Raw genomic sequence first — 25,133 nt, forward strand, 5'->3', positions numbered from 1 at the left:
CGTCAGCCGAGGTGCGCGGACAGTAACCAGGCGCCCACGGACTTGCGACCGTTGTCCTCATCGCGAATGTCGGCGGCGAAGTCCTGGAAGCCGGACAGGAAGCTTTCGGGCACGTTGGCGTGGATGCGGGCCGGCCGGATCTCGTCGATCACCCAGTACTTCGAGACCACCTCGCGCAGCTCATCTTCGGTCACCGCATTGACCGGCCCGTTGGCAGGCATCGCGGCGCGGTCGAAGACGAGCACAAAGTAGGAGGCGCCCGGCGCTGCGGCCCGCGCGATCGACTGCTGGTAGCCCTCACGCAGTTCGACCGGCATCGAGTGGAAGAGCGTGCTGTCGACGATGGTTCCGAAGCGCCCGTCGTAGCCGGTGAAGGCGCTGATGTCCGCGACCTCGAAGGTGGCGCTGGTGAGGCCCCGGCGGGCGGCTTTCTCGGTTGCCAACGCAATGGCGGTGGGGGATTGGTCCAGGCCCACGGTGGTGAAGCCTCGCTCGGCGAGGTACAGCGACACGGCCGCCTCGCCGCAACCGGCGTCGAGCACGTCGCCGTGGAATTTGCCATCGTTGATGAGGGCCGCGATCTCCGGCTGCGGCTCGCCGATGCTCCACGGCGGCCGGTTGCCCTCGCCCATTTCGGGAGCCTCGCCCCGGTAGGCGGATTCGAACATCTCTTGCGTCGGTTGGGTCATGCCACCGTTTATATCAACGGCACTGATATATGTCAATGACGCTGATATAGGGGGCGTGCGGTGGCACGGCGACGGAGCGATTGATTGGGGAACTGGCGCACCGACCGACCCCAGCTGCGCAGCAACCGAGGCCGTCGGGGGCTCAACTACTTGAGCGTCGCCGTCAGGTAGCCGGAAGCGTCGCCGAATGAGGCCAATTCGTCGTCGGGCACCGCGAACCCGTGTGCGGCAAACGCCTGCTCGGTTGTCCGTATATCGACGTCCCAGCCACGGGCGCCCAGGTATTCGGCGGCGGTGTTGCGCTCGCCGGTGTAGAACAGCTCGGCCAGATTGATGCTGGAGCCGATGCGCCGGGACCGCTCGGTCAGTTTCTGCGCCCAGTCCGAGGGGATGCTGCGCAGGTCCAGGTGTTCGGTGGCGATCCGGCTGCCCGGCGCCGAAACGGCCGCGATGTTGTCGAACAAGCGGTCCTGCGCCTCGGGCGGCAGGTAGACCAGCAGTCCCTCGGCGCTCCACGCGGTCGGCTGTGCAGGATCGAATCCGGCGGCGGTGAGGGCGGACGGCCAGTCTTCGCGCAGGTCGATCGACACCGTGCGGCGCTCCGCGCTGGGGGTGGCGCCCAGTTCGCCCAGCGTCCGCGTTTTGAACTCGATCACCTCAGGTTGGTCGATCTCGTACACGACGGTGCCCGCCGGCCAGGGCAGCCGATACGCCCGGGTGTCCAGCCCGGAAGCCAAGATCACCGCTTGCTTGATGCCCGATTCGGTCGCTTGAACGAAGAAGTCATCGAAGAACCGGGTCCGCACCGTGATCTGCTCTTTGACCGCCTGACGGTTCAGCAGCGGATCGTCGCTGCGGTCGAGCTGATTGTCGAGCAGCTTGATGAAGCTGTCGATGCCGACTGCGCGGACGAGGGGGTCGGCCCACGGGTCATTCAACGAAGCATCCGGTGGGCTGGAGGCGATCGCCCGCTGCGCGGCGACCGCGGTTGCCGTGGCTCCGACGCTGGAGGCCAGGTCCCAGGTGTCGTTCTCGGTGCGGGCCACACCCATCTCCTCTCCGCGACTGCGACGCGATTAGTTAGCTCATATAAGTTGACGACTCGACTGTACGCCTTAGTTGGACCCGGGGAATGGAGTCGCGGATCCGGGGTGTTCGGTCTAGGTATGGCTGACGAAATCGAGTTGAGCCCCAGGGGCTGGGTGCGCGACCAGACCGAACAGATCCTGAGTCAGGGCACCACCGACGGAGTCGAGGTTTTCGACCGGCCGATCGTGCTGCTGACCGTCACCGGGGCGAAGTCCGGCAAGCAGCGCTACGTGCCGTTGATGCGGGTCGAGAAGGACGGCCGCTATGTCATTGTCGCGTCGCACGGCGGCGCCCCCGAGCATCCGCTGTGGTACTTCAACCTGAAGGCGAATCCGGCCGTGACATTGCAGGATGGCGACAAGGTGCTCAGGTTGACAGCGCGCGAGCTCGACGGCGCCGAGCGCGAGGAGTGGTGGCAGCGGGCCGTTGAGGCCTTTCCGCCCTACGCGGATTACAAGACGAAAACGGCACGGCAAATCCCGGTTTTCGTTCTGGAGTAACCATTTTCCCTCGGCTGGCTGCGCTGCTTGCAATGGCCGCCGAAAAATTTGCATTCGATATGCGCCCGGCCCGTCCGGTTGACCCCTTTATCTCCGTCCACTTACCTTCGAACGCATAGGCCAGGCATCTCCAGCCGAACATCGACGTTCGTGGTATCTGTAACCGCCTGCGCCGCACGGCTTTACGAGTGATCATCCTGCCGTGACCGGGCGGATAGCTGAAAGCCCACCGCTAAAGACCAATTCGGGGAGGGCCGGTGCACAAGCTGGAAAAGCCAGGTCGACATGACCTGGAGGCGGTGGCTCCGTCCCGGCTCGATCGGATGCGAGAGACGCTCCGGTACGATCTGCCGGCCTCGTTGGTGGTTTTTCTGGTGGCGCTTCCGCTGTCACTAGGTATCGCGATCGCTTCGGACGCACCGGTTCTCGCGGGCTTGATCGCGGCGATCGTCGGAGGAGTGGTCGCCGGGTGGCTCGGCGGCTCACCACTGCAGGTGAGCGGTCCGGCCGCAGGGCTTACCGTGGTTGTCGCCGATCTGGTCGCCCAGTTCGGCTGGGCGATCACATGTTTCATCACCGTGATCGCAGGGATTCTGCAGGTCCTGTTGGGGTTCAGCAAGATTGCCCGGGCCGCACTGGCGATCTCGCCGGTCGTGGTGCACGCCATGCTGGCCGGCATCGGAATTACGATCGCCCTGCAGCAAGTTCATGTGCTACTGGGCGGCGCTTCGAAAAGCTCGGCGTGGAGCAACGTCACCGGATTGCCCGCCCAGATTCTGAGCGCACACCGCCCGGGAGTCGTGCTGGGATTGCTGGTGATCGCCATTCTGGTGGCCTGGCGCTGGGTTCCGGCGCGGGTGGCCCGTGTTCCGGGTCCACTGGTGGCGATCGTGACGGTCACCGCCATCTCGATGATCTTCCCGTTCCACGTGTCCCGGATCGTCTTGGAGGGCTCCGTCCTCGAGGCACTGCGGTTGCCGTCGCTGCCGCACGGCAATTGGGCAGCCGTCGTCATCGCCGTCATCACGGTCACATTGATCACCAGCGTGCAGAGTCTGCTGACCGCGGTGTCGATCGACCGGATGCACACCGGGGCGCGAACCGACTTCAACCGTGAGCTGATCGGGCAGGGCGCGGCCAACATCGCGTCGGGCGCCATCGGCGGGCTTCCCATCGCCGGTGTCATCGTGCGCAGCGCGGCCAACGTGAATGCCGGGGCGAAGACGCGTGCATCGACCATCCTGCATGGCATTTGGATATTGCTCTTCGCGGTGCCGTTCGCGGGGCTCGTCGAAAAGATTCCCACGGCGGCACTTGCCGGCCTGCTCATCGTCATCGGCATCGAGCTGCTGAAACCGGCGCATATCGAAACCGCCTTGCGCAACGGCGATCTCGCCGTCTACCTGGTGACCGTGGGCAGCGTCGTCTTCCTCAATCTGCTGCACGGCGTAATGATCGGTCTCGCGCTGGCCGTCGCCGTCACCGGATGGCGGGTGGTGCGCGCCAGGATCGAGGCCAAACCCGTTGGTGACGGATGGCACGTCGTCGTTGAAGGCGCTTGCACCTTCCTGGCGCTGCCCCGGTTGACCGGCGTCCTGGCGTCGGTCCCCGAACGCACGTCGGTCACCATCCACCTGCTGACCAGCTATCTCGATCACGCGGCGCACCAAGCGATCAGCGACTGGCAGCGCCGCCACTGCGCTACGGGCGGGCAGGTCCATGTCCGCGACACGGTCGAGCCGACTGAGCCCGCGCCAAAGCGATCGAAAGCCGGCCGCCGCAACGCGCACCTGAGTTTGGTCGAGGAGTTGTCCGCGGCGGGAAGCCGGTAAAGCCGCGGTGCTATCTGAGGTCGTCGGCAACCTGCTCGAGGGCGGCGAGGTGTTCGTCGACGTTCGCGAAGCCGGCCTTCATGGTGTTCACCGACAGGTGGCTGGCCCCGGCGGCCTTCCAGGCGGCGATGGCGGCGGCGAGCTTATCGCGGTCTTCGGTCCAGCTGACCCGGCCTTCCATGCCGAGGCTCTTCGGGTCGCGGCCCGCGGATTCGGCCGCGCGGCCCACCTGCTCGAGCGCGTGGTCGAGCCCGGGTCCGGGCTCGACCATGGGGAACCAACCGTCGCCGAGCCGACCGGCACGTTCGTATGCACGATCCGACGCGGCGCCGAACCACACCGGTATCGGCCGCTGGGTGGGCAGCGGGGCCAGGCCGGCCCCCGTCACGGTGTGGTACCGGCCGTTGAACGTGACCGACCGTTCGGTCCACAGCCTGCGCATGACCTCGACCTGTTCCTCGGAACGCTTGCCGCGGTTGATGAACGACTCGCCAAGCGCCTCGAATTCGACTGCGTTCCAACCCAATCCGATGCCGAGCCGGAAACGGCCACCGCTGAGCACATCCACCTCGGCGGCCTGTTTGGCCACCAGCACCGATTGGCGTTGCGGCAAGATGATGACACCGGTGACGAGTTCCAACGAGGTGACAGCAGCCAGGTAGCCGAACATGACGAACGGCTCGTGAAACGTCGAGTCGATGTCGTAGGGGCCCTGAAAGCCGTGATGCACCGTCGGGTCCGCGCCGACGACGTGGTCGTAGGCCAGGATGTGGGTGAACCCCAGTTCCTCGACGCGCTGACCGTACAAGCGCACGACGGCGGGGTCCGAGCCGAGCTCGGTTTGCGGAAAGACGACTCCGATACGCATTCGCTGTGCAACCGCGCGATAGCGGGATTGCTTCCCAGACGAAACTCCCGCGAGCCCGCGGGCCAGGGGTTTGGGGGCGGTGCCGGCTTCTCGCCTCTGGCGCAAGTGGTCGCTCGCAGCGACGGTTCTGGTGTGGTCCCCGGGGGAATGGCCGACACCGCCGCGCTGATCAACCACAGTCGTCGTCGGGATATTCCACCGCCGGCCGGCCGGCCCCGTGCCGCCGTCGAGGATGATGAAGTCGTGACGGCGAAGAAAGTCAGCGGGGTGCTCAGGGTCGGCGAGATGGAGCCGACGTTCGCAGCGGAGCTGTCCGCCCGGTATGAGATTCCGCAGCTGCCCGGCGGCCCCGACCGCACGCGGTTTTTGACCGTGCACGGAGCCGGTGTGCGCGTGCTGGTGACGTCGGGATCGCCCGGCGTCGATGCGGACACCATGGCGGCGTTGCCCAATCTGGAGGTCATCGTCAACAACGGGGCCGGCGTGGATCTCATCGATCTGGAGGCGGCCAAACGCCGCGGCATCGGCGTGAGCAATACGCCCGATGTGTTGTCGGACACAGTCGCCGACACCGCGGTGGGGCTGATCCTGATGACGCTGCGCCGTTTCGGCGCCGCCGACCGCTACGTGCGCGCCGGCCGATGGGCGCGCGAGGGCGCGTTTCCCTACGCCAGGGACGTCAGCGGCCTGCAGGTCGGCATCTTGGGACTGGGCCGGATCGGTTCGGCGATCGCGACCAGGTTGCTCGGATTCGACTGTGCCATTGCCTATCACAACCGCCACCGCATCGAGGGATCACCGTTCCGCTATGCCGATTCGCCCGTGGAGCTGGCCGAGTCGGTGGACGTCCTGGTCATCGCCACCACGGGTGACCGCAATGCGCACAAGTTGGTCGACCGCGCGGTGCTGCGGGCTCTGGGCCCCGAGGGTTACCTCATCAACATCGCCAGGGGCAGCGTGGTCGACGAGGACGCGCTGGTGGAATTGCTGGCCGCGGGCGAATTGGCGGGAGCGGGCCTGGACGTCTTCGCCGAAGAGCCACACGTACCGGCCGAATTGATCGGCCTGGACAACGTTGTGCTGCTGCCCCATATCGGCAGCGCCACCGCGCGGACCCGGCGGGCCATGGCCCTGCTGGCGATCCGCAATCTCGACAGCTACCTCAGCACGGGCGAACTGGTCACACCCGTCCTGTCGCCGCACCGCTAGCACCCGCCGCGACGCCGTCGGCGCCGTGACCTGGTGATTCTGCGCGGCTATCGATCTGTGGCCGAAGCGATACTCGCAGAAGGTTATTGCTCCAACTGCAACTGGGTATGCGGCTTTCATGAGTCCACTACTGCCGGAGACAGCCACGCCGGTGCGGCTGACGCTCGCCGGCACAGCCCGCCCCGACACGGTGGCGGCGTGGCGCCGTGCGCTGCAACGGTGGCTGGCGCAAGAGGTGCGCGCGCCGGAGGAAATCCGCGAGGACGTCGTCCTCGGAGTCAACGAAGCGCTGGCGAATTGCGTTGAGCACGCTTATCGCTCGCATCAGCAGGTTGGCGTCATGAAACTCCAGGCCAGCTACGACCCGCAGGCCGAGTCGATCCGGGTCTGCGTCAGCGACCGAGGAAGCTGGCGCAAGCCCTCATCGAGGCAGTCGAACGATCCGCATGCCTCGCGCGGCATCATGCTGATGCACCGCCTGTCCGACCACTGCACCATCCACGCCCGGCCCAACGGCACCAGCGTTTACCTGGATTACGCGACCGACGCGGAGCTCGCCGGCCAGCAGCGGTGAGGCCTCGGACCCAGTCCCTGATCAGGCGCCCGACCTTGCCGTGGGCGTGAATTCGACCGGCATGCGTTCCAGACCGCTGACGAAGTTGGCCGGCCGCAGCGGTAGCGGGTCCTCCGAGGCCAGCCGCATGTCCGGGAGGCGTTTCAGCAGCCGCTCGAGCATCATCGACAGTTCCAGGCGCGCCAGCTGATTGCCCAGGCAGAAGTGGGTGCCGAAGCCGAATGCCAGATGGTTGTTGGGGTACCGGTCTATCCGGAAGCTCTCCGGGTCGCCGAACACCGCCTCGTCGAAGTTCGCCGATTCGAACAGCAAGATGATCTTCTCGCCCTGATGGAGTTGCGTGCCGTGGAAGTCGACGTCCGCGGTCATGGTGCGGGCCATGTTCTTGACCGGGGCGGTCCAGCGCAGCATTTCCTCGATCGCGTTGGGTAGCAGGGCCACGTCGTCGACCAGTCGCCGGTGCTGTTGCGGGTGACGCAGTATCTGTGCGGTGCCGCCGGACAGCGTGTGCCGGGTGGTCTCGTCGCCGCCGATGAGCAGCAACAACACCTCGGTGACGATCTCATGGTCGGCCAGCTTCTGGCCGTCCACCTCCGCATGTACCAGCACGCTGACCAAGTCATCGGTGGGCTCGGCCTTGCGCGCCGCGATCATGCCCGTCATGTATTCGGTGTAGGCGGCGAATGCGTCCACCGAGACCTGAAAATCCTCTTGTGCGGTCGTACTGCTGAGCAACGTCACCATGTCGTCGGACCAGCGAAGGAACATCTGGCGTTCCTCCGGAAGCACCCCGAGCATGTCGCCGATCACCGCCATGGGAAGCGGAGCCGCGAGGTCCCAGACGAAGTCGCACTCGCCCCGTTCACAGACGTTGTCGATCAGCGCGTCGCACAGCGCGCCGATCGAGTACTCCCTGTCCTTGACGCGTTTACGGGTGAAGCCGGCGTTGACCAGCTTGCGCCGCAGCAGGTGGGCGGGGTCGTCCATTGCGATCATCATGGGCGGTGCGTCCTGGTCCGGCCGGATACCGCCGGCGTTGGAGAACAACTCCGGTGCCCGCTCGGCGTCGATCACCGCCTGGTAGGTCGCCGCGGCCGCCAGGCCGTTGCGGTCCCGGAAGACCGGCTCGTTCTCGCGCATCCATCGGTAGACCGGTCGCGAGTCGCCCGCGTAGAAGGCGCCGTCGGTCAGATCGACGTCGGGCCGCAGCTGGCTGCGCGTATCAGTGGTGCTTGGCATGGTTCACCCTTCTCCCCGCCTACGCTGACTTACCGTGGACCTTACAGTAGGCGCTGTGGTATTCCCCACAAAAGATTGTGGCCGCGGTTGCGCAAATCGGCGCCCGCCACGGCGCATGGCGCATGTGGGATAGCTAACGCGTCACGGCCGCAGGACCACCAGGGAAATGGGTATATGACCGTTTCTTCGGCCGTTCAACTGCGAGGACTTCATTATGGGCCAGAACATCCGACGACAGCTCGGCAAAACCGACAGTCCAATCGAGGACGAGCTCGAAGACGCCTTCAGCAGAATGCTGAGCGAGGGTACCCAGCGACTGCACCGGAGCTGGCGCGGTGTGCTGGTCACCGGGTTTTTCGGGGGCACCGAAGTGGCGCTCGGCGTGCTCGCCTATCTGTCGGTCCTGGACGCCACCCACCGCCCGCTGCTGGCCGGATTGGCGTTCTCCATCGGCTTTTTGGCGCTGCTGCTCGGTCGCAGCGAGCTGTTTACCGAGGGCTTCATCATCCCCGTCGTCACCGTGGCGGCCAAGCGCGCCGGCCTGACGCAACTGCTCAAACTATGGGCCGGGACGATGTTTGCCAACCTCGTCGGCGGCTGGGTGATCATGTGGCTGATCATGACCGGCTTTCCCGAGTTGCACTCTCAGACGGTCGAATCCGCGACCCACTTCGCCACCGCGCCGCTGTCGGCCCAGAGCTTCTGTCTGGCCGTGCTCGGCGGCATGGTGATCACGCTGATGACCCGGATGCAACACGGCACCGACTCGGTGCCCGCCAAGATCGCCGCGGCCGTGGCGGCGGCGTTCCTCCTCGCCGGGCTGCGGTTGTTCCATTCGATTCTGGATTCGCTGCTCATCTTCGGCGCGCTCATCACCGGCAAGGCGCCGTTCGGCTACCTCGATTGGCTGGGCTGGTTCGGCTACACCGTCGTCGGCAACCTGGTGGGCGGTCTCCTGTTCGTCACGCTGCTGCGATTGCTGCGCAGCAAGGACCGGCTGGAGGAAGAGCGCGCCGACGCCACCGACACCGTTGCCTCGTGAGCGGCGGCAGCGATTTGCCAGCGCCGCAACGTGTCTCAGACGCCCGCCACCAGCTCCAGATCCTTCAGGGACGCCTCGAGATGACCGAGCATTCGCTGCAGGTGCGGGACGCTGCGGCGGCATCCGACCAGACCGAAGTCGAGGTTGTCCGCGTTGTTGGTCACGGTGATGTTGACCGCCTGCCCGTCGAGCGGGATCGACAGCGGATAGTTTCCGTCCAATCGTGCTCCGCGCCAATACAATTGGTCTGAGTTGCCGGTCGACACGTTCGAGATGACGATGTTGAACGGCGGCGAGCCCGCGGAGAGATAACCGGGGATCAGCCCGAAGAACAAGCCGCCGATGTTGAAGGCGGACAGGGCCAATTGCTGAACCGGCGGCAGCTGCCAGAACACCTCCTTGGTGTCGCGGATGGAGGCGCTGATGATCTCCAGCCGCTTGGCCGGGTCGTCGAGATCCGTTGCGAGATTGCACAGGAACGTCCCGACGTTGTTGCCCCCGCGGTCGTCGTCGTCCTTGCGCAGATTCACCGGGACCATGGCGGTCAGCGGCGCGTCCGGCAGGGCGTTCTGATCGAGGAGGTAGGCGCGCAGGGCCCCGGCGCACATGGCGAGCACGACGTCGTTGACGGTGGTACCGGTGGCGGATTTGACGGCGTTGATGCGCTCGAACGAGTACGACTGTGCCGCTACCCGTCTGGCGCCGCCGATCCGGACGTTGAACATCGAGCGAGGCGCCCGGAACGGCAGGGTCAGTTGCTGTTCGAGTAGCGCGGCGCGCGCCAGCTTGAGTGTGGAGGGCGCCAGGGCGAGCGCCGACCCCGCGGTGCGGCCCACCCGGTCGAAGAGCGACGACTGTTCGCGTCGCCCGCTGCGCTTACGCGGACCCAGGCTCCACGGCACCCGCACCTCGTCGTCGTCGGGGTCGGGGGTGAAGGCGCGCTGCACCAGGCGTAGCGCCGAGACGCCGTCCATGAGGGAGTGGTGATACTTCGTGTAGACCGCATACCGCCCGTCCTGCAGGCCTTCCACCAGGTGCGCCTCCCACATCGGGCGATGCCGGTCGAGCAGGCTGCCGTGCAGCCGGGAGGCCAACTCGAGCAAGTCGCGGACTCGTCCCGGCTCGGGCAACGCGGACCGGCGAAGGTGGTAGTCGAGTTCGACGTCCTTGTCGAAGGACCACGCAACGTTGGTGATGCCGCCGAAGAAGGCCGGATGCTTACGGAACGACGGCTGCACGTCCGTGCACTCCAGCATCGCCTGATACGCCTCGCGCACGAAATGGGGATCGGCATCCTCCGGGGGCTCGAAGAGTTGCAGTGAGCCCACGTGCATCGGGTGTTCGCGTGACTCGCCGATGAGGAACAACGCGTCCATCGGTGATATCGGTTCCATAGGCGTTCCCATTCCGTCCGCTGTGCCGTCCATCCAGCACATGCCCCTTTCGTATTAGCCGCAGCGAACGATTGCTAATCGCGAATGACCTCCCGACATCGCGCGGTCGCCGGGACGCTTGTGGGCGCGATCGTTTGGGTATTGACGATCGAGGGGGTGCGGATGCCGGCGGATTCGGGTTGTCCGAAGCGGATGGAGTTCGGGCCGTGCGGCGGCGTGCGGCCGGACGGACAGTGCGAGATGCGCCCGGGTCCGTGCGTCTTCGACGACGTGGTGCCGTGGTCGGGTCATCGCCCGGCCCCCCGACCCGCGCGGGCTCCGCGGGTGCTGACCGACTTCAGCGCCACCCCGTTCGATCCTGACGACATCGCGGCGACGGCGACGGTCCTGGCGCCCGGATGCGACGCCGTCCTCGTGGGCGAACACCAGAACAAACCCGACTTCCCGCCCACGTTGATGGCGTCGCTGTTGCTCGACGCCGGTGTGACGCCGTGGATCACGTTGTCCTGCCGGGACCGTAACCGCGTGGTGCTCGAGCAGGAGTTGAGAGGACTGCGCAGCATCGATGTCGAAACGGTGCTGTGCGTCACCGGCGATGGGCGCGGATATGACGTGCGCCCGGATGTTTCGCAGACCTTCGACCTCGACGGGCCTCGCCTGGTTTCGCTGGCCGCTTCGGTCGGCATCGTCGCCGCGGTACCAGAAACGCCTACCGCCCCGCCCGTACAGCGCAGGCCCGCGCGGTTGGTCGAGAAGCAGCGAGCCGGAGCGAGTCTGGCGGTCCTCAACCACGTGCCCTTTCCCGACATGGTCGCCGATTTCATGAAGTCGGCACGGGCGGCCGGGTTGGCGATCCCGGTGATCGCGGCGGTAGCGGTATTCACCGACACCGTCTCGGCGGCGGTACTGGAAGGGCTGCCGGGACTCGAGCTCGATCCCACTGTGACGCAACGGGTTCTGGGCGCGTCGGATCCGGTGGAGGCCGGGATCGCGGCGGCGGTGGACGAGGCGCGAGCGCTGCTGTCGATCGAGGGTGTCGAGGGGGTGAACGTCTCGGGGCTGGCCTCGGCATCGGGACCTCGCATCGGTGCGGAGATCAAGGCAGAAGTGGGCCGGCGCATCCGGGAGCAGGGAGGAGGGGCGCCATGACGGACCCCATGGAGGCCGAGTTCGACGCCGTCGCCGAATGGACCGCGCAGGTGGCGGCCGAGCTCGGGCCGGACTACCACCTCCCTGCCGGCTGCCGGGGAAGCGGCAGCCCGGCGGCCCTCGACTGGCTCGTCGAACACATGAAACTGGCGCCCGAAGCCACACTGTTGGACGCCGGCGCCGGCGTCGGGGGCCCCGCGGCATACGCCGCTCGATCGACTGCGGTTCGGCCCGTTCTCGTGGAGCCGGAGACCGGCGCGTGCCGTGCGGCACAGAAACTCTTCGGCTTTCCGGTGGTGTGCGCGATGGGATCGGCCCTACCGATGAGGGACGCGAGTTTCACCGCCGCCTGGGCACTGGGCGTGCTGTGTACCACCCCCGATCAACTCGCGTTGCTCACCGAGCTGCGCCGCGTGGTACGGCCGGGTGGGCGCGTCGGGTTGCTCGTTTTCGTCGCGCATCGCGACATACCGCCAAATGCGCTGGAGGGCAACCACTTTCCGACACCCGATGCCTTGCGAGAGCTGCTGACCAGGGCCGCGCTCGACGTCGAGCGGCAACTCGGCACGCAGGACCTTCCGCCGATCGAGGACGCATGGAATGAGCGGGTCGACACCGTGGAGCGTGTCCTCGCCGACCGGCATGGGGACACGGAGACCTGGCAGTTGGCCGAACGTCAGAGTTCGACGATCGGTCGGTTGCTTGAGGATGGAACTTTGACCGGCGAGTTGTTGGTGCTGCGTCACGCTTGACCGCTGAGCCGCCTCGTTCGCGGCACGTTGTCACCGCGCCGAAGCGCATCGGCTAGCGCCCGGTGGCCTGAAAGATGACGCGCCGCGCGATCTGCACCGCATGGTCGGCGAAGCGTTCGTAGAAGCGGCCCAACAGCGTGGCGTCCACCGCGGCGGCGACGCCCTCCGTCCACGCGGGATCCTTCAGCATCGCCAGCAGGCGCCGGTGCAGGTCGTCCATCGTGTCGTCGTCGCGGCGAATCTGAGCGGCCCGCCGCGGATCCTGCGACACCAGCACCTCGCGCGCCCCCAGCGCCAGCGCTTCGGCCGCCTCGCCCATGGCGGCGATGTATGGCCGCACCTCGGCCGAGACGGCCGGATACGGGTGCCGGCGACGGGCGATCTCGGCGATGTGGACCGCGAGCTCGACCATCCGTCGCGCGTCCGCGGCGATCCGCAGGGCGCTGACCACCGCGCGCAGGTCGGTGGCCACCGGCGCCTGCAAGGCCAACAGCGCGAATGCGGTCTCCTCGACGTGCGCATCCATCGCGAGAATGCTGCGATGGCGCGCGATGACGGATTCGGCCGTCGTCAGGTCGGCCTCCAGCAGCGCCTCGCTCGCCTGCTGGATCACCTCAGCGGCCATCGCGCACATCTGGGCGAGCTGTTCGGTCAGCGTGCGCAGCCGCTGGTGGAAACCGGTCCTCATCTTCACCGGATAGCCCGCCACGGCCAAATAAACGCCCACGAGCAAAAACAGAAGAAACTGCGCGGGCCGTCCGCTACCTGACGCCCTCGGCGAGCTCGCGAGCCTCGCGCTCGGTTTCGACGGCAGGCCCGGAGCCGAGCAACGGCTTGCCGGCGACTTCCGGGGTGAACAGCAACGTGATGGCGCCCACCACGCCGCCGAAGATCAGCATGTAAGCCGGCACCATCACGTTGCCGGTGCCGGAGACCAGCGCTTGGGCGATCAGCGGCGTAACGCCGCCGACCAGTGAAATCGAGATGTTGTACGAGATGGCCAGTGCCCCGTAGCGCACGTTGGTGGGAAACAGTGCGGGCAACATGGCGGGGCCGGTGCTGTCGAAGCACAGCTCCATCAGGCCGATCAGCAGGACGCCGATGAAGATCACCGGGTACAGGCCGCCGAAGCGGATGAGCCAGAACGCCGGGATCGAGGCCACGATCAGCAGCCCGCAGCCGGTCCACATGATGGGTTTGACGCCGATGCGGTCAGACAAGCTGGCGACGAGCACCACGGTGACCATCAAGATCGCCAGCGTCGAGACGATCATCACCAGCCCGGCGGTGTGTCCGACGCGCACGAACAGCCGCAGATACGTCGGCAGATACCCGGTGAGCATGAAGTCGGCGACCTGGGAGGTCAGCACCAGCGCCGCGCAGATCAGCATCGGACGCCACTGGGCCGCGATCGTCCGCCGAATCTGCTGCCCGCCTTGGTCGTCCGCCGAGGGCGCATCGTCGTGCGCGCTCTGGTAGGCGGAGGACTCCTTGAGCCGGAGCCGTAAGAACAGGGCGACCAGGCCGAAGGGCAGGCCCAGCAGCAGCGGAATCCGCCAGCCGTACGCCAGCATGTCGTCGTCCGGCAGCCAGGTCTGCAGCCCCGTCACCAGCATCCCGGCGAGGACGAAGCCGACCAGGTTGCCCATCGGCAAGAACCCGACCATCATGCCGCGTTTGTGGTCGGGGGCCTGTTCGACCAGGTAGGTCATCGCGCCGACGTACTCACCGCCGGTGGACAGGCCCTGAAATATTCGGGCGATGACGAGCAGGATCGGCGCCCAGATCCCGATGGTGCTGTAGGTGGGCAGCAGCCCCGTCATGGTCGTGCTGATCGTCATCATGAGGATGGTCACCACCAGGACCCGGTGCCGACCGATGCGGTCGCCCAGCGGACCGAAGATGAAGCCGCCGAGCGGCCGCACCACGAAGGCCGCCGCCAGCGTGCCGAAGGTGGCGATCAGGTGGACGCCGCTGACGCTTTTGCCGGGATAGAACACCTGCGCGATCGTGGTCGCGATATAGCCGTAGACGCCGAAGTCGTACCACTCCATGAAGTTGCCGATCGCGGTGCCCATGATGGTCTGCCGCATCGCCGGATCGGCGACCCTGATGTCTTTACGTGCCCATTTCCTCCGGCGGCGTCGAGTACCCATCGACTGATGGCTTACCCGAAACATTCCCGGGACGAACCAGCGGGGTCGGGTAATCGCGCGTGTCGGCGGGCTGGCGCGACGGTCCGGCGAACGCATGCGCGGGCGCGGTCGCGTCCGGCAAATGCCAGCTAGACCCGCCTCGCGAGCGGCGACGACGACGGTGCGACGGCAACGCCGGCGCCGGATTGGTTATTCGCGTCACGTCCCGGCGGTCGCGGACGCCTCACTGGCCTTTGAGGCTCCCGATGCGCAGCGAGAAGTCGGTGGGTTTGGTCTGGGACGTCTCCTCGAACTGCTCGACGTAGCGACGCGGGTCGCGATCCTCGATCGGCAGCCCCTCGGTGGTGGGGTGCTCGGCCATGAACTCGCTGTACTGGCGCCCGAGCGCATCGCGAAGCCCGATGGGGGCGTTGCGGCGAAAATCCGACAGCCCTTCTCGTTCCTCTTCACCCATGTGATCGTCGTTGGCCACCCGGGTTCGCCCGACCGCCGCCCACCACTGGTCACTGCCGAGCGGGGCGGCGTTGGCCTCGCGCACGCCGTCGCGGATGTCGTTGTGATCACCGATCGCGTCGAGGGTCTCGCCTTCGGCGTCCTCGCCCCCGCGTTTGAGCAACTGCGGGTAGAAGATCTTTTCTTCGATGTAGGCGTGCACGTCCAGCTTGTCGGCGAGCGGACGCCATACCCGCTTGAGCGCCGCCCGGTCGTCGGGACTGTGCGCCTGCAGGTCGTCCAGCAGCGCGAACTGCTCGCGGAACCACTCATGGTCGGCAAGGATCAACATGGTGATGTCAGCCATCGGAGAGTTCCGCCTCTCTGAACACCGGTCAGCCCGGGGCTTACCCGGTTCATCAGCTGAGATAACAACCCGGCGCGGGATCCGTCAACCGCGTCCAGCCAGCCGGATCGTACGCCTTCGTCGAGTTCACCTGCCCCGCAGCTCGATACCAATTTGACGCCCGCGTCAGTCATCCGGTGACGTCGCGGTGCGGGCAACAGCGTCGGCCCCCCCGTCCGCAGGCTCGGCGCCTTGAACAGCAACTCGCCGGGCAGGCGCGGACATCCGGGCGGATACACTGGGGCGTCAGTCAGGCGATCTGCTTCGATCGCACCCGGTAAAACAATAAGAACCAGTCAGAGGTTGTGCCTTGTCCGAAAAACCCGGCGATGCCGTCAGCTTGGAACCGCACTTCGAGGACGTACAAGCGCACTACGACCTGTCCGACGAATTCTTCGCGCTCTTCCTGGACCCGACGCGGACCTATAGCTGCGCCTATTTCGAGCGCGAGGACATGTCGCTGGAAGAGGCGCAGTACGCCAAGGTCGACCTCTCGCTCGGCAAGCTCGGCCTGCAGCCCGGCATGACGCTGCTCGACATCGGGTGCGGGTGGGGCACCACGATCGTCCGGGCGCTCGAGCGTTACGACGTCAACGTGGTCGGCCTGACGCTGAGCCGCAACCAACAGGCGCACGTGCAGCGCCGTCTGGACAGCCACCCCTCGACGCGGTCCAAGCGGGTGCTGCTGCAGGGCTGGGAGCAGTTCGACGAGAAGGTCGACCGCATCGTGTCGATCGGCGCATTCGAACACTTCGGCCGGGACCGGTACCCCGACTTCTTCAAGATGGCCTATGAGGCGCTGCCGGCCGATGGGGTGATGATGCTGCACACCATCATCAAGCCCAGCGACGAGGAATTCGCCGAGCGCGGGTTGCCCATCACCATGACCAAGATCCGGTTCATGAAATTCATCATGGACGAGATCTTCCCGGGCGGTGACCTGCCCCAGGCCAAGGGCGTCGTCGAGCACGCCGAGCGCGCCGGCTTCAGCCTCGACCGTTACCAGCCGCTGCGCCTGCACTACGCCCGCACGCTCGACACCTGGTCGGCCGCCCTGGAGGCGCGCAGGGACGAGGCCATCGCGATCCAGTCCGAAGAGGTCTACGACCGGTACATGAAGTACCTGACCGGATGCGCGGACCTGTTCCGCGAGGGGTACACCGACGTAGCGCAGTTCACCCTCACAAAGAGCTGACTTCGCACCTGACCATCAGGCCGAAAGCCGTTCCGGCGCAGGGGTTTCGGTCGTCACGCCGGTGCGCGCGCCGTGGCGGCGAAGGCCATCGCTGACGTCGTCGAGCGCGAGTCCCGCGGGTTCGCGTACCAAGACGGTGGTGGCGATACCCGCCGCGTAGCAGCAAAACCCCAACAGGGTCACCGCTCGTAACCCGGCTCCGCTGAGCAGGAGCGGCACGAACAGCGCACCCAGGAACGCCCCGACCTTCGCGATGGCGGAGGAAAGGCCGTGGAACGTGCTGCGCACCGCGGTGGGATAGGACTCCGCGGCGAGAAGCATGGTGGTGTAGTTGGGTCCGAAGGCGACCCCGAACAACGACATGCCGAACACGATCGCGAACGGCACTACCGAGGCGCTGATGATCGGGAAGGCCGTTATCAGCAGCATTGCCAGCGCGCAGATGCCAAACCCGAGCCCTTGCAACGTGCGTCGTGGCACCCGGTCGAGCACCAGCAGGCCCGCGATCGCGCCGCCGAGGCCGAAACAGATGACGAGCACCGCGTTCAGGGCGATGTTGGACAGCACACTGCCGTGGGGCGTGATGTGCTTGATGAGCAGTGGTTGGCTGACGTAGCTGCCATAGACGGCGACGTTGAAGAAGAACCAGCTACCCGCGGTGCCCAACAGGACCGTGAGGAGCTTGCGGTTGGACAGTCCGATCTTGGCGGCGGGCGTCGCGCCGACGGCAGGTGAGGTGAATGTCGCGCGCGATCGAGCAAATGCCGCAAAGTCTTTCAGCGCCTGCTGCTCGTCGCCACGCTCGGCCGTCCAGCGCGGTGACTCGGGCATGTGGCGACGCTGATACAGCACCAGCAGGGACGGGATGACGCCGATCCCCAGTATCAGTCGCCAGGCGATGTGGTCGGGCACGCCGATGGCCAGCACGAGCAGGCTGACCAGATATGCCGCGACTTGGCCGAACACGTAGAAGATGAAGGTCAGGCCGACCAGCTGACCGCGGTTTCGCCGATTGGCGTATTCGGCCATGATGACGCCGCTGGCGGGATAGTCGCCCCCGATGCCGATTCCGAGTATCAGCCGCGCGACGAGCAGGATGGTGAAGTTGGGAGCGAACGCGGAGAGCAGCGCCCCGATGATCATCAGGACCGCTTCCAAGCCGTAGACGCGGCGGCGGCCGAGCATGTCGCCGAGGCGACCGAAGGCTATGGCGCCCAACGCGACTGCGAGCAGTGTCGAACTCGTCAGCATCGAAATCTGCCCGCCGGTGAGGTGGAACTGCGGGGTGGCGAGCAGGGTGACGGTGCCGATCACGTTGAGATCGTATGAGTCCGTGAAGAATCCGGCTCCCGCGGTCGCCGCGGCCTTGAAGTGGAATATGTCGAGCTTCGCGTCGTCGATCGACTTGGCGACGCCGGCATGGGCCGATGCGGAGGGCATGGCGTCGCGCCGCGGTCCGGGACTTGTCATGATAAGTACCGTCCACCACACGCTAGACGCAAGTCAACGACGTACCGCCATTTATGTCGATGTTCAATATTCGTTAACCTCAAGGATATTCAGTGGCCAGCGGGTCGATGACCGTTCCGACGACATGTATAGTCAAGTGCATGGCAATGGCGCTGCACGAGATGATCGCCGACAGCCTGCGGGAGCAGATCCGGGTCGGAGACCTGCCCGTGGGTTCCGAGCTTCCGTCGGAATCCCAACTCTGTGACCGCTGGAAAGCGTCACGCGGACCTGTCCGCCAGGCGCTGGCCGCCTTGCGTGCCGAGGGCGTCATCGCCGGCGGCCGCGGGAAACGGCCCGTCGTCTGTACGGCGTCGGTGGGCCAACCGTTCGACACGCTGCTGTCCTATTCCGCGTGGGCCCATTCGATTGGGCGCACGCCCGGACAGCGCACGCTCGAATTGGCTTGGCGCCGAGCCGACGAACACGCGGCCTCGGTACTGCATCTCGACGAGGGAGCCCCGGTCGTGCAGATGTTGCGGTTGCGCTACCTCGACGGCGAGCCCGCGATGCTGGAACGCGCGACCTTCGTCGAGCACGTCGGTCGCCGGTTGTTCGACTTCGATTGCGACTCGGGGTCGCTGTGGGCCTACCTGCTGTCGCAGGGAGTGCGGTTCTCGACCGCCTCGCACGTCATCGACGCGGTCGCGGCCGACCGGATCGATGCGACGTATCTCGTTGTGACGCAGGGTGATCCGTTACTGCGCCAGCAACGGAGTACCCGGGGCGCCGATGGTGAGGTCATCGAGTACCACGACGACCGCTATCTGCCGGGCATGGTCAGCTTCACGCTGGAGAACACCTTGGACGCGCGCTGCGCCCTGAGCCGAAACGCCAGGCCGGGAACGGAGGTCGACGCCCGATGACCACCCGGGTCGAACTGGCCGTGTTGGACATGGCCGGCACCACCATCGACGAGGGCCAGCAGGTCTACCGGGTCCTCGCCGAAACGGCGAACGCCTACGGAGCGTCGCCGTCCGAGGCTGACATCGCACGCTGGCACGGGGCGGCAAAGCACGAGGCGCTGCGGGCGCTGCTCACCCCATCAGGTGGCGCCCCGCCGAACGCGGACCTGTTGGATGCCGTCGTCGCTGACTTCCGGGCCCGGCTGACGTCCGCCTACGCGGCCTCTCCGCCGCGCCCGCTGCCCGGCATCACCGACGCGATGGCCGCGCTGCGATCCGAAGGTATCCGGATCGCTCTCACCACCGGGTTCGACCGTGACATCGTCGATTCGTTGTTAGCCGCTCTGGGCTGGGAAGGCGAGTCGACGGTGGACGCGGTCGTGTGTGGCAGCGACGTCGCGGCCGGACGCCCGGCGCCCTTCATGATCTTTCGGGCCATGGAGAAGCTCGGTGTCACCGACGTGTCCCGGGTACTCGTCGCCGGCGACACCCCGCGCGACCTACAAGCCGGAACCAACTCGGGTGCGGCGCTTGTCGTCGGCGTCCTGTCGGGGGCCGACGACGCCGTCGAGCTCGGCAGGTATCGACACACCCATCTGCTCGCGTCCGTGGCCGACCTGCCCGCGCTCCTCGAGGCCAGCAACCTGGCGGCCGGCCCCTCGTGACGCAGCCGATGCCGGTCGCGCACACGCTGGCAGCCGTGTGGCGTGGCGGCCCCGACGTCTCGGTGGAATCGGTGCCCGTTCCGCCGTTACGGCCGGGGGATGTGTTGGTGCGAGTCCGGCTCGCCACAGTGTGCGGCAGCGACAGGCACACCGTGGGTGGGCGGCGCCGCCAGCCGTGCCCGTCGATCCTGGGTCACGAGGCCGTCGGTGAGATCGTGGCGCTGGGCGGCGGCCGGCCCGCGGCCGTAGACGGCCGGGCTTTGCGCGTTGGTCAACGCGTCATCTGGTGCGTGACGCTGCCCTGCGGCACCTGCGACCGGTGTCGCGCGGGCGTCACGGCGAAGTGCCGCGTCGTGCGCAAGGCCGGCCATGAGGCACTGGACTCCGAATGGGGACTGTCCGGCGGCTACGCCCAGCACGTTTTCCTTCCCCGCGGTTTGCCCATCGCGGTGGTCGACGACGACCTCATCGACGCCGTCGCCGCACCGGCGGCCTGTGCGACGGCCACGGTCATGTCCGTGATCGAACGCGCGGGAGACCTGAACGGGCGACGGGTGCTCGTGCTCGGCGCCGGCATGCTCGGTCTGACCGCGGTCGCCGCGGCCGGAATCGGTGGCGCCGCGGCGGTGACCGCCGTCGATCCGGACGTGGTCAGAAGGCAACTGGCGCGCAGATTCGGCGCCGGCGATGCGCGAGGTTCGGCATCCGGAGCCGGCACGTGCGACGTGTTGCTGGACTTGGCCGGCTTGCCGGCAGCGCTGGAAGGCGGGTTGGCCGCTCTCGACGTCCAAGGGATAGCCGTGCTGGCGGGTTCGGTCGCGCCGAACGCGCCCGTGGCGGTGGACGCCGAATCGGTGGTGCGCCGCCAACTGTCCATCCTGGGTGTGCACAACTACGAACCGCGGCACCTGACCGCGGCGCTGAGCTTCTTGCGGCGCACGCGCGAGCGTTTCCCGTGGCCCGAATTGGTCGCCGGCCCGGGGTCGCTTGCCGAGGTCGGCGCGTTGTTGACCGCACCCGCGGGACCTGCGCCGCGGTATGCGATAGCCCCGTAACACCGCCGGTGGCAGCACAGCCGGGTTTACCGCACCACAGCCGCGGGTAATTTCCCCGGCAACAACCTGATTCGGTGGGCGCCGATGTCCTTTGGTGCAGCGCCGCTGGAAGGACTGACCGTGAGCGCCAAACACCGCATGCCGGAGCCACCGGAGCAAAAGCCGACGCCGACCGACCGTGGTCGGCGACGCGGGCTTTCCGGCGCCGCGACGATGTGCGAAATCGTCTCCACTTCGCTGTTGGGCGCCGCGTGCCTGATGGCGCTGGTGCTCAACGCAGGCCACCCCGAGAAGCGCGCCGTTGCCGCCAATCTCGAGCCGCCGGCCGTCTCGCAGCCGGTGAGCCAGGAAGGAACCGTGGTGGCCGTGTCGGCGGACTCGGTGACCATGCGCGGCGCCGACGGGCACGTGCAGACGTATGGCTTCACCCCGAACACGACCGTCGTCAATCACGGTAACCGCCAACCCATCACGGCCGCACCGCGTTTCACGGTCAACGACAAAGTCGTTGTGGTCGGGACAATCGAGGGAGGCAAGGCCCTGGCCACCGCCGTGGCCTACCGCGGTGCAGGGCATGGCGAGGCCCCGCCGATGGATTACGGTGACGGCCAAGCGCTTCCGTCCGGCGCCGCCTGATCACACCGCGGCGCTAGTCTGGTGGCGACCCGGACATAGGAGGCGCCGTGAGCGGGCACGAAGCGAAGATGATCATCTTGTCGACTGACGACCTCGACGCGTCGATTCGGTTCTACAGCGAAACCCTTGGCATGCCGCTGAAGTTTCGCGACGGCGCGCACTTCGCGGCCCTCGACGCGGGCCCGGTCACGCTGGCGCTGGCGACCGCGGTGGACCATCCCATCCCCGGGCAGGTCGTGGTCGGCATCAAGACCGCGGACGTCGACGCCGCGGCCAAGGCCGTCGAGGCCAGCGGTGGCGGCATCGCGCACGGCCCCTACGACGACGCCCACGAACGACGGGCCGTGGTCTATGACAACAAGGGCAACGGCCTGGTCTTCTACAAACCACTGACCAAGTAGCCGCGCTTTTGCCGAGAGTGCCTCTGCGGCACTACTTTCCGGTGCGTTCGCGGTGCTTGCAGCCCGGCCAGCAGCACGGCCGGCGCTTGCCCTCCTCCAGCTCCTCCTGGGTCCGGCGGATGCGGCGCTCCCGAGTTGCCTGCTGCTTGGCATCCTCGACCCAACAGATGAACTCGTTTCGGGCCAACGGCGTGATGTCGCGCCAGGCGCCAAGCGCGGTGGCGTTGCCGATCAACGCGTCGCGCAGATCCGCGGGCAATTTGTGCACCACCCCGCCGGGCACCCGCTGGCCGCTCATCGATCCGCCAAATGCGCGCTGTCATCGTTTAATTCGTCGCGGCGCAACGTCATCGGGGTGATGGCGGGAACGTCGCCGCCCGCGACCACGGCGCGGGTGATCGGGGTGAGCGCTGAGAACAGCGTCTCCACCTCGTCGTCGCTGAGCGGGTCGAGCGCGGACAGGGCCAGCGTGTCGGTCATCAATTCGATGTGGTCCTTCAGTTGACGCCCGGCCGGGGTCAGCGCTCCGCCGTCGTCGAGCAGCCCCCGCTCGGCGAGTCGTTGCTCGTGGTGACGCCAGGATGCCTCGTCGTAGTCACGGGTGCGGGCGAGGTAGTCGCGAGACACGTTGCCGGCCGCGGCATGTAGGACGTTCGATTCGCGCCCGGAGATGCCGGCCGCGGCGAGCACGGCCACGTGGGCGTCGCCGCGGTGCTCGCGCAACAGCGTGGTGGCGTGCCACAGCGCCGACAATGGATCGTCCGGCCAGGGCAATGCCAGATTCGCCGCGAACAGGGGACGCCCATCCAGGGGCGCGTGGCGGGCCGCCTTGCCCGCCAGTTCGGCTGCGACGCGGACGTTTTCGTCGGCGCCGAGTCCGTAGCGGCGTAACGCCGCCACCGCGGATTCGTGCCTGGCCTGCAACGCGGCCTGCGGGCCCGCGATCTCCCACGCCGCCGGCAGTGCCTTGGCGACCCGTTCGGGGGCGAAATTGTAGAAGATCGCCGTGACCAACTCCCGGGTCGCGGCGCCCAGCGGCGCCGAGCGGGCCGCGAAATAGCCCATCCAAAAACCCCGATAACCGAGCGCGTCCAACGCCGCCCGCGCTTCGGGCGCGAAATACGTCACCGCGTGCACCGGTTCGTAGCGATCGAAGAAGCGTCGGGCCAGCACCGGTTGTCTTCGCATGCTCGCAGTTAACCACTGGCGCCGGCCCCGACCAAGCACGGATCTGCGCGGCGTGAAAACGCCTCAGCCTAGGCTCGAGGCGTGACCATCCCCTACGACCGGCCCCTGCGCGAGCGGATCCGGAACAATCTGGCCGGCCATAGCCGCCGCGCGGTGACCGACCCGACGAAGCGGCACGCGGCCGTCGCGGTGGTGCTCGTCGACTCCGAGGTGGGGGAGGACCGGGTGGACCCGGTGGCGGTGGACGATTGGAATGCCGGTCGCCCGTTGCCCGCGGCCCACCTGGACGGCCGCATGGTCGATGTCTCCGGCGGCGCCGCTTTTCTGCTGTGCCGCAGGGCCTCTCGTCTCAGCACGCACGCGGCACAGTGGGCTCTGCCCGGCGGCCGCCTCGACCCTGGCGAGACCGTGGTCGATGCGGCGCTGCGCGAACTGCGCGAGGAGGTCGGCGTCGAGCTGTCCGATTCGACGGTCCTGGGCCTGCTCGACGACTACCCCACCCGATCCGGATACGTGATCACGCCGGTGGTGCTCTGGGGAGGCGGGCGGCTCGAGCTACATCCCGCGCCCGACGAGGTGGTGGCGGTCTACCGGGTGGGGTTGCACCAACTGCAGCGCGACGACTCGCCGCGGTTCATCACCATCCCGGAGAGCCCACGGCCGGTCGTGCAGATCCCGCTGGGCAACGACCTCATCCACGCACCGACGGGCGCCGTGCTGCTGCAGCTGCGGTGGCTGGGCCTGGAGGGGCGGGGTGATCCGGTCGACGGGTTGGAACAACCGGTGTTTGCGTGGAAGTAGTTACAGCGCAACCTCTTCGAGAGGCGCCTGGGCGATGAGCGGCCGGCTCGGGATGCTCTCGCGGAGAACGGGGGCCACTTCGGACTGGAACAGCTCGAGGCTGCGGCGCTGTTGGTCGCGCGTCACCCCGTCGGCATCGGCGGACAGATGCATCACCTCGTGCCCGAGTTCCCGGTGGTAGCGCCCGACCTTGTCAATCACCTGCGCGGGACTGCCCACCAACGCCGAGCTTCGCTCGACGAAGTCTTCGATCGACTCGAACACCACGGGAAGGCCGGTGCGGCGCGCGAACGCCAGACGCGCCTCGAACATCGGCCGGTAGGTCGCCACGGCGTCCTGTGAGTTCCGGGTGATGTAGAACCCGGCGGTTCCCGCGCCGACGAGGGCGTCCTCGGGCCGGTGGCCGTAGAACTCCCACCGCTGCCGGTAGTGACGAACCAGCTCGGCGTACGGCTCGATGGGATTGCTGACATTGGCGGAGAAGATCGGATCGCCGTGGCGCGCCGCGAGATCGACGGAATCCTTACTCGTCGCGCTGCCGTGCCAGATCCGGATGCGGCGCTGCAACGGGCGGGGAAGTGCCTTGGCGTTGACGAGTGGCGGACGGAACCGCCCCGACCACGTCACGTTCTCACTGTCCCACAGCAGGCGAAACAGCTCGTAGCCTTCGCGATTGCGGTCCCACTGATCCTCGGGGGTCACGTGGAACAGTTCGGCCTGCGCCGCTCCGTTGCCCTTTCCGATGATCAGTTCGAGCCGCCCACCGGACAGATTGTCCAGCGTCGAGTAATCCTCGAAGGCGCGCACCGGATCCAGCAGGCTCAGCGTGGTAACCCCGGTGAACAAGGCGATCTTCGAGGTGCGCGCCGCGATGTTGCTGAGCACCACCGGTGGGGAGGACGAGATGAACGGGTCTTCGTGACGCTCACCGACAGCGAAGCCGTCGAACCCGAGTTCCTCGGCGAGCACGGCTTTGTCGAGGACATCACGCAGCCGATCGGCCGGGCTCGACTTCGACCCGGAGACCAGGTCCGGCACATGGGTGATGAGTGTGATCAGCAGAAATCTCACGTCCAACCCTCTCGGCATCCTCGGCGCCCAACCGCGATCGACTCGGCCGACGACCGGCCGCACCGGCGCGTGGGCGTCGCCACCCCGAGGTAAACGCCGTCGCCGAGCCTCCCATTCCCTATCGCAGCGGCGGCCCGCTACGCCGCCCCGCGCCTGCGTCCGCTACGGCCTCGGGTGTGATGCGGTAGCGGCCGCATCGGCGCAGTCGGATCGAAACCATGCGGCGGCGCCGCATTATCGTGGATCCGGCGCACCGAACAGCGAGCCGGCCAATTCGCCCAGCGACGTGCCCGAGACGTCCCACGCGCCGGTGGACTCGACCGGTGATTCCCGCCCCGGGCCGTATTCGTCGGGCCGCGCGACGTAACCGGTCGCC

The 25,133-nt window shown here is 67.1% G+C and carries 26 protein-coding genes; 14 read left to right on the forward strand and 12 right to left on the reverse strand.

The window, feature by feature from the left end; genetic code table 11:
• Positions 1-2: 2 nt before the first annotated feature.
• Together A5659_RS13890 and A5659_RS13895 are read right to left on the reverse strand one after the other, a co-directional pair.
• Positions 3-689, reverse strand: coding sequence for a class I SAM-dependent methyltransferase (locus tag A5659_RS13890; RefSeq protein ID WP_067022440.1), 687 nt, complete (start codon positions 687-689; stop codon positions 3-5).
• A 146-nt stretch (positions 690-835) separates the two neighbouring features.
• Positions 836-1,735, reverse strand: a complete 900-nt coding sequence (locus A5659_RS13895; RefSeq protein WP_066861270.1) for a class I SAM-dependent methyltransferase — start codon at positions 1,733-1,735, stop codon at positions 836-838.
• A gap of 120 nt (positions 1,736-1,855) precedes the next feature.
• Between A5659_RS13895 and A5659_RS13900 the strand changes: the two genes are divergently transcribed.
• Positions 1,856-2,278 (forward strand): nitroreductase family deazaflavin-dependent oxidoreductase, encoded by a 423-nt coding sequence (locus A5659_RS13900; protein WP_067022438.1) that lies wholly within the window; start codon positions 1,856-1,858, stop codon positions 2,276-2,278.
• Between the two features lie 323 nt (positions 2,279-2,601).
• On the forward strand, positions 2,602-4,110 hold the full coding sequence (locus A5659_RS13905) for a SulP family inorganic anion transporter (protein ID WP_066861272.1): 1,509 nt from the start codon (positions 2,602-2,604) through the stop codon (positions 4,108-4,110).
• A 10-nt stretch (positions 4,111-4,120) separates the two neighbouring features.
• Here the strand turns inward: A5659_RS13905 and A5659_RS13910 are convergent, their stop codons facing one another.
• The gene (locus A5659_RS13910; protein WP_066876475.1) at positions 4,121-4,978 is read right to left on the reverse strand and encodes an LLM class F420-dependent oxidoreductase; all 858 of its coding nucleotides are present in this window, start codon (positions 4,976-4,978) and stop codon (positions 4,121-4,123) included.
• A gap of 285 nt (positions 4,979-5,263) precedes the next feature.
• On the opposite strand from A5659_RS13910, the gene A5659_RS13915 reads away from it, so the two are divergent.
• Entirely contained in the window at positions 5,264-6,187 is a 924-nt protein-coding gene (locus A5659_RS13915) for a 2-hydroxyacid dehydrogenase (protein WP_369806948.1), read from the forward strand.
• A 151-nt stretch (positions 6,188-6,338) separates the two neighbouring features.
• Positions 6,339-6,761, forward strand: a complete 423-nt coding sequence (locus A5659_RS13920; RefSeq protein ID WP_197498009.1) for an ATP-binding protein — start codon at positions 6,339-6,341, stop codon at positions 6,759-6,761.
• Positions 6,762-6,782: 21 nt separating this feature from the next.
• On the opposite strand, the gene A5659_RS13925 is transcribed toward A5659_RS13920, so the two are convergent.
• On the reverse strand, positions 6,783-8,000 hold the full coding sequence (locus tag A5659_RS13925) for a cytochrome P450 (protein ID WP_067181854.1): 1,218 nt from the start codon (positions 7,998-8,000) through the stop codon (positions 6,783-6,785).
• 214 nt (positions 8,001-8,214) lie between these two features.
• Here A5659_RS13925 and A5659_RS13930 point away from each other — a divergent pair, with 214 nt between their 5' ends.
• On the forward strand, positions 8,215-9,042 hold the full coding sequence (locus tag A5659_RS13930; RefSeq protein ID WP_066861200.1) for a formate/nitrite transporter family protein: 828 nt from the start codon (positions 8,215-8,217) through the stop codon (positions 9,040-9,042).
• Positions 9,043-9,077: 35 nt separating this feature from the next.
• Here A5659_RS13930 and A5659_RS13935 read toward each other — a convergent pair whose 3' ends face one another.
• Entirely contained in the window at positions 9,078-10,436 is a 1,359-nt protein-coding gene (locus A5659_RS13935) for a wax ester/triacylglycerol synthase family O-acyltransferase (RefSeq protein ID WP_067181857.1), read from the reverse strand.
• Between the two features lie 162 nt (positions 10,437-10,598).
• On the opposite strand from A5659_RS13935, the gene A5659_RS13940 reads away from it, so the two are divergent.
• Positions 10,599-11,585: a methylenetetrahydrofolate reductase gene (locus tag A5659_RS13940; RefSeq protein WP_067181880.1), complete on the forward strand. Its 987-nt coding sequence runs from the start codon at positions 10,599-10,601 to the stop codon at positions 11,583-11,585.
• Complete coding sequence (locus A5659_RS13945) at positions 11,582-12,337, forward strand: class I SAM-dependent methyltransferase (protein ID WP_066861206.1); 756 nt, start codon at positions 11,582-11,584, stop codon at positions 12,335-12,337. Before A5659_RS13940 ends, A5659_RS13945 begins: the two co-directional genes overlap by 4 nt.
• Before the next feature lie 52 nt (positions 12,338-12,389).
• Here the strand turns inward: A5659_RS13945 and phoU are convergent, their stop codons facing one another.
• The 3 genes from phoU to A5659_RS13960 form a co-directional block, all read right to left on the reverse strand.
• A complete protein-coding gene (gene phoU / locus A5659_RS13950) occupies positions 12,390-13,025 on the reverse strand; it encodes a phosphate signaling complex protein PhoU (protein ID WP_066861284.1) in 636 nt (211 codons plus the stop codon).
• A gap of 73 nt (positions 13,026-13,098) precedes the next feature.
• A complete protein-coding gene (locus tag A5659_RS13955; RefSeq protein WP_066861209.1) occupies positions 13,099-14,430 on the reverse strand; it encodes an MFS transporter in 1,332 nt (443 codons plus the stop codon).
• A 286-nt stretch (positions 14,431-14,716) separates the two neighbouring features.
• Positions 14,717-15,292, reverse strand: a complete 576-nt coding sequence (locus A5659_RS13960) for a hemerythrin domain-containing protein (RefSeq protein ID WP_066861212.1) — start codon at positions 15,290-15,292, stop codon at positions 14,717-14,719.
• Between the two features lie 349 nt (positions 15,293-15,641).
• On the opposite strand from A5659_RS13960, the gene A5659_RS13965 reads away from it, so the two are divergent.
• The gene (locus A5659_RS13965; protein ID WP_066861215.1) at positions 15,642-16,526 is read left to right on the forward strand and encodes a cyclopropane mycolic acid synthase family methyltransferase; all 885 of its coding nucleotides are present in this window, start codon (positions 15,642-15,644) and stop codon (positions 16,524-16,526) included.
• A 15-nt stretch (positions 16,527-16,541) separates the two neighbouring features.
• Here the strand turns inward: A5659_RS13965 and A5659_RS13970 are convergent, their stop codons facing one another.
• Entirely contained in the window at positions 16,542-17,996 is a 1,455-nt protein-coding gene (locus A5659_RS13970; RefSeq protein ID WP_067181860.1) for an MFS transporter, read from the reverse strand.
• 140 nt (positions 17,997-18,136) lie between these two features.
• Here A5659_RS13970 and A5659_RS13975 point away from each other — a divergent pair, with 140 nt between their 5' ends.
• The 5 genes from A5659_RS13975 to A5659_RS13995 all read left to right on the forward strand — a co-directional run bounded on the left by A5659_RS13975 (position 18,137) and on the right by A5659_RS13995 (position 21,697).
• The gene (locus tag A5659_RS13975; protein WP_067181863.1) at positions 18,137-18,901 is read left to right on the forward strand and encodes a GntR family transcriptional regulator; all 765 of its coding nucleotides are present in this window, start codon (positions 18,137-18,139) and stop codon (positions 18,899-18,901) included.
• Positions 18,898-19,605 carry a phosphonatase-like hydrolase gene (locus A5659_RS13980; protein WP_066861224.1) on the forward strand — a complete coding sequence of 236 codons (708 nt, stop codon included), beginning with the start codon at positions 18,898-18,900 and terminating at the stop codon, positions 19,603-19,605. Before A5659_RS13975 ends, A5659_RS13980 begins: the two co-directional genes overlap by 4 nt.
• 8 nt (positions 19,606-19,613) lie before the next feature.
• The gene (locus A5659_RS13985) at positions 19,614-20,660 is read left to right on the forward strand and encodes a zinc-binding dehydrogenase (RefSeq protein WP_067181883.1); all 1,047 of its coding nucleotides are present in this window, start codon (positions 19,614-19,616) and stop codon (positions 20,658-20,660) included.
• Positions 20,661-20,744: 84 nt separating this feature from the next.
• The gene (locus A5659_RS13990; protein WP_066861227.1) at positions 20,745-21,296 is read left to right on the forward strand and encodes a hypothetical protein; all 552 of its coding nucleotides are present in this window, start codon (positions 20,745-20,747) and stop codon (positions 21,294-21,296) included.
• A 47-nt stretch (positions 21,297-21,343) separates the two neighbouring features.
• Positions 21,344-21,697 carry a VOC family protein gene (locus tag A5659_RS13995; RefSeq protein WP_067181866.1) on the forward strand — a complete coding sequence of 118 codons (354 nt, stop codon included), beginning with the start codon at positions 21,344-21,346 and terminating at the stop codon, positions 21,695-21,697.
• 31 nt (positions 21,698-21,728) lie between these two features.
• Here A5659_RS13995 and A5659_RS14000 read toward each other — a convergent pair whose 3' ends face one another.
• Both A5659_RS14000 and A5659_RS14005 read right to left on the reverse strand, forming a co-directional pair.
• The gene (locus tag A5659_RS14000) at positions 21,729-21,995 is read right to left on the reverse strand and encodes a YdeI/OmpD-associated family protein (RefSeq protein WP_066861233.1); all 267 of its coding nucleotides are present in this window, start codon (positions 21,993-21,995) and stop codon (positions 21,729-21,731) included.
• Complete coding sequence (locus A5659_RS14005; RefSeq protein ID WP_067181869.1) at positions 21,992-22,885, reverse strand: hypothetical protein; 894 nt, start codon at positions 22,883-22,885, stop codon at positions 21,992-21,994. The genes A5659_RS14000 and A5659_RS14005 overlap by 4 nt, the downstream gene beginning before the upstream one ends.
• An 81-nt stretch (positions 22,886-22,966) precedes the next feature.
• Here A5659_RS14005 and A5659_RS14010 point away from each other — a divergent pair, with 81 nt between their 5' ends.
• Positions 22,967-23,686 carry a CoA pyrophosphatase gene (locus tag A5659_RS14010; RefSeq protein ID WP_066861239.1) on the forward strand — a complete coding sequence of 240 codons (720 nt, stop codon included), beginning with the start codon at positions 22,967-22,969 and terminating at the stop codon, positions 23,684-23,686.
• On the opposite strand, the gene A5659_RS14015 is transcribed toward A5659_RS14010, so the two are convergent.
• Positions 23,687-24,757, reverse strand: a complete 1,071-nt coding sequence (locus tag A5659_RS14015; RefSeq protein ID WP_066876512.1) for an LLM class flavin-dependent oxidoreductase — start codon at positions 24,755-24,757, stop codon at positions 23,687-23,689.
• Positions 24,758-25,133 lie beyond the last annotated feature (376 nt).

This window comes from Mycobacterium sp. 1165196.3 (assembly GCF_001673415.1).
GTDB lineage: Bacteria > Actinomycetota > Actinomycetes > Mycobacteriales > Mycobacteriaceae > Mycobacterium > Mycobacterium europaeum_A.

Bases quoted from the DNA above. Each gene is read 5' to 3' on its own strand.
- A5659_RS13980 (WP_066861224.1), top strand. From the start codon at position 18,898: ATGACCACCCGGGTCGAACTGGCCGTGTTGGACATGGCCGGCACCACC.
- A5659_RS13935 (WP_067181857.1), bottom strand. From the start codon at position 10,436: ATGGAACCGATATCACCGATGGACGCGTTGTTCCTCATCGGCGAGTCA.
- A5659_RS13910 (WP_066876475.1), bottom strand. From the start codon at position 4,978: ATGCGTATCGGAGTCGTCTTTCCGCAAACCGAGCTCGGCTCGGACCCC.
- A5659_RS13900 (WP_067022438.1), top strand. From the start codon at position 1,856: ATGGCTGACGAAATCGAGTTGAGCCCCAGGGGCTGGGTGCGCGACCAG.
- A5659_RS13905 (WP_066861272.1), top strand. From the start codon at position 2,602: ATGCGAGAGACGCTCCGGTACGATCTGCCGGCCTCGTTGGTGGTTTTT.
- A5659_RS13930 (WP_066861200.1), top strand. From the start codon at position 8,215: ATGGGCCAGAACATCCGACGACAGCTCGGCAAAACCGACAGTCCAATC.
- A5659_RS13990 (WP_066861227.1), top strand. From the start codon at position 20,745: ATGTCCTTTGGTGCAGCGCCGCTGGAAGGACTGACCGTGAGCGCCAAA.
- phoU (WP_066861284.1), bottom strand. From the start codon at position 13,025: ATGAGGACCGGTTTCCACCAGCGGCTGCGCACGCTGACCGAACAGCTC.
- A5659_RS13890 (WP_067022440.1), bottom strand. From the start codon at position 689: ATGACCCAACCGACGCAAGAGATGTTCGAATCCGCCTACCGGGGCGAG.
- A5659_RS13985 (WP_067181883.1), top strand. From the start codon at position 19,614: ATGCCGGTCGCGCACACGCTGGCAGCCGTGTGGCGTGGCGGCCCCGAC.
- A5659_RS14000 (WP_066861233.1), bottom strand. From the start codon at position 21,995: ATGAGCGGCCAGCGGGTGCCCGGCGGGGTGGTGCACAAATTGCCCGCG.
- A5659_RS13925 (WP_067181854.1), bottom strand. From the start codon at position 8,000: ATGCCAAGCACCACTGATACGCGCAGCCAGCTGCGGCCCGACGTCGAT.
- A5659_RS13975 (WP_067181863.1), top strand. From the start codon at position 18,137: ATGGCAATGGCGCTGCACGAGATGATCGCCGACAGCCTGCGGGAGCAG.
- A5659_RS14005 (WP_067181869.1), bottom strand. From the start codon at position 22,885: ATGCGAAGACAACCGGTGCTGGCCCGACGCTTCTTCGATCGCTACGAA.
- A5659_RS13970 (WP_067181860.1), bottom strand. From the start codon at position 17,996: ATGACAAGTCCCGGACCGCGGCGCGACGCCATGCCCTCCGCATCGGCC.
- A5659_RS13955 (WP_066861209.1), bottom strand. From the start codon at position 14,430: ATGCGGCAGACCATCATGGGCACCGCGATCGGCAACTTCATGGAGTGG.
- A5659_RS13915 (WP_369806948.1), top strand. From the start codon at position 5,264: ATGGAGCCGACGTTCGCAGCGGAGCTGTCCGCCCGGTATGAGATTCCG.
- A5659_RS13960 (WP_066861212.1), bottom strand. From the start codon at position 15,292: ATGGCTGACATCACCATGTTGATCCTTGCCGACCATGAGTGGTTCCGC.
- A5659_RS13945 (WP_066861206.1), top strand. From the start codon at position 11,582: ATGACGGACCCCATGGAGGCCGAGTTCGACGCCGTCGCCGAATGGACC.
- A5659_RS13940 (WP_067181880.1), top strand. From the start codon at position 10,599: ATGCCGGCGGATTCGGGTTGTCCGAAGCGGATGGAGTTCGGGCCGTGC.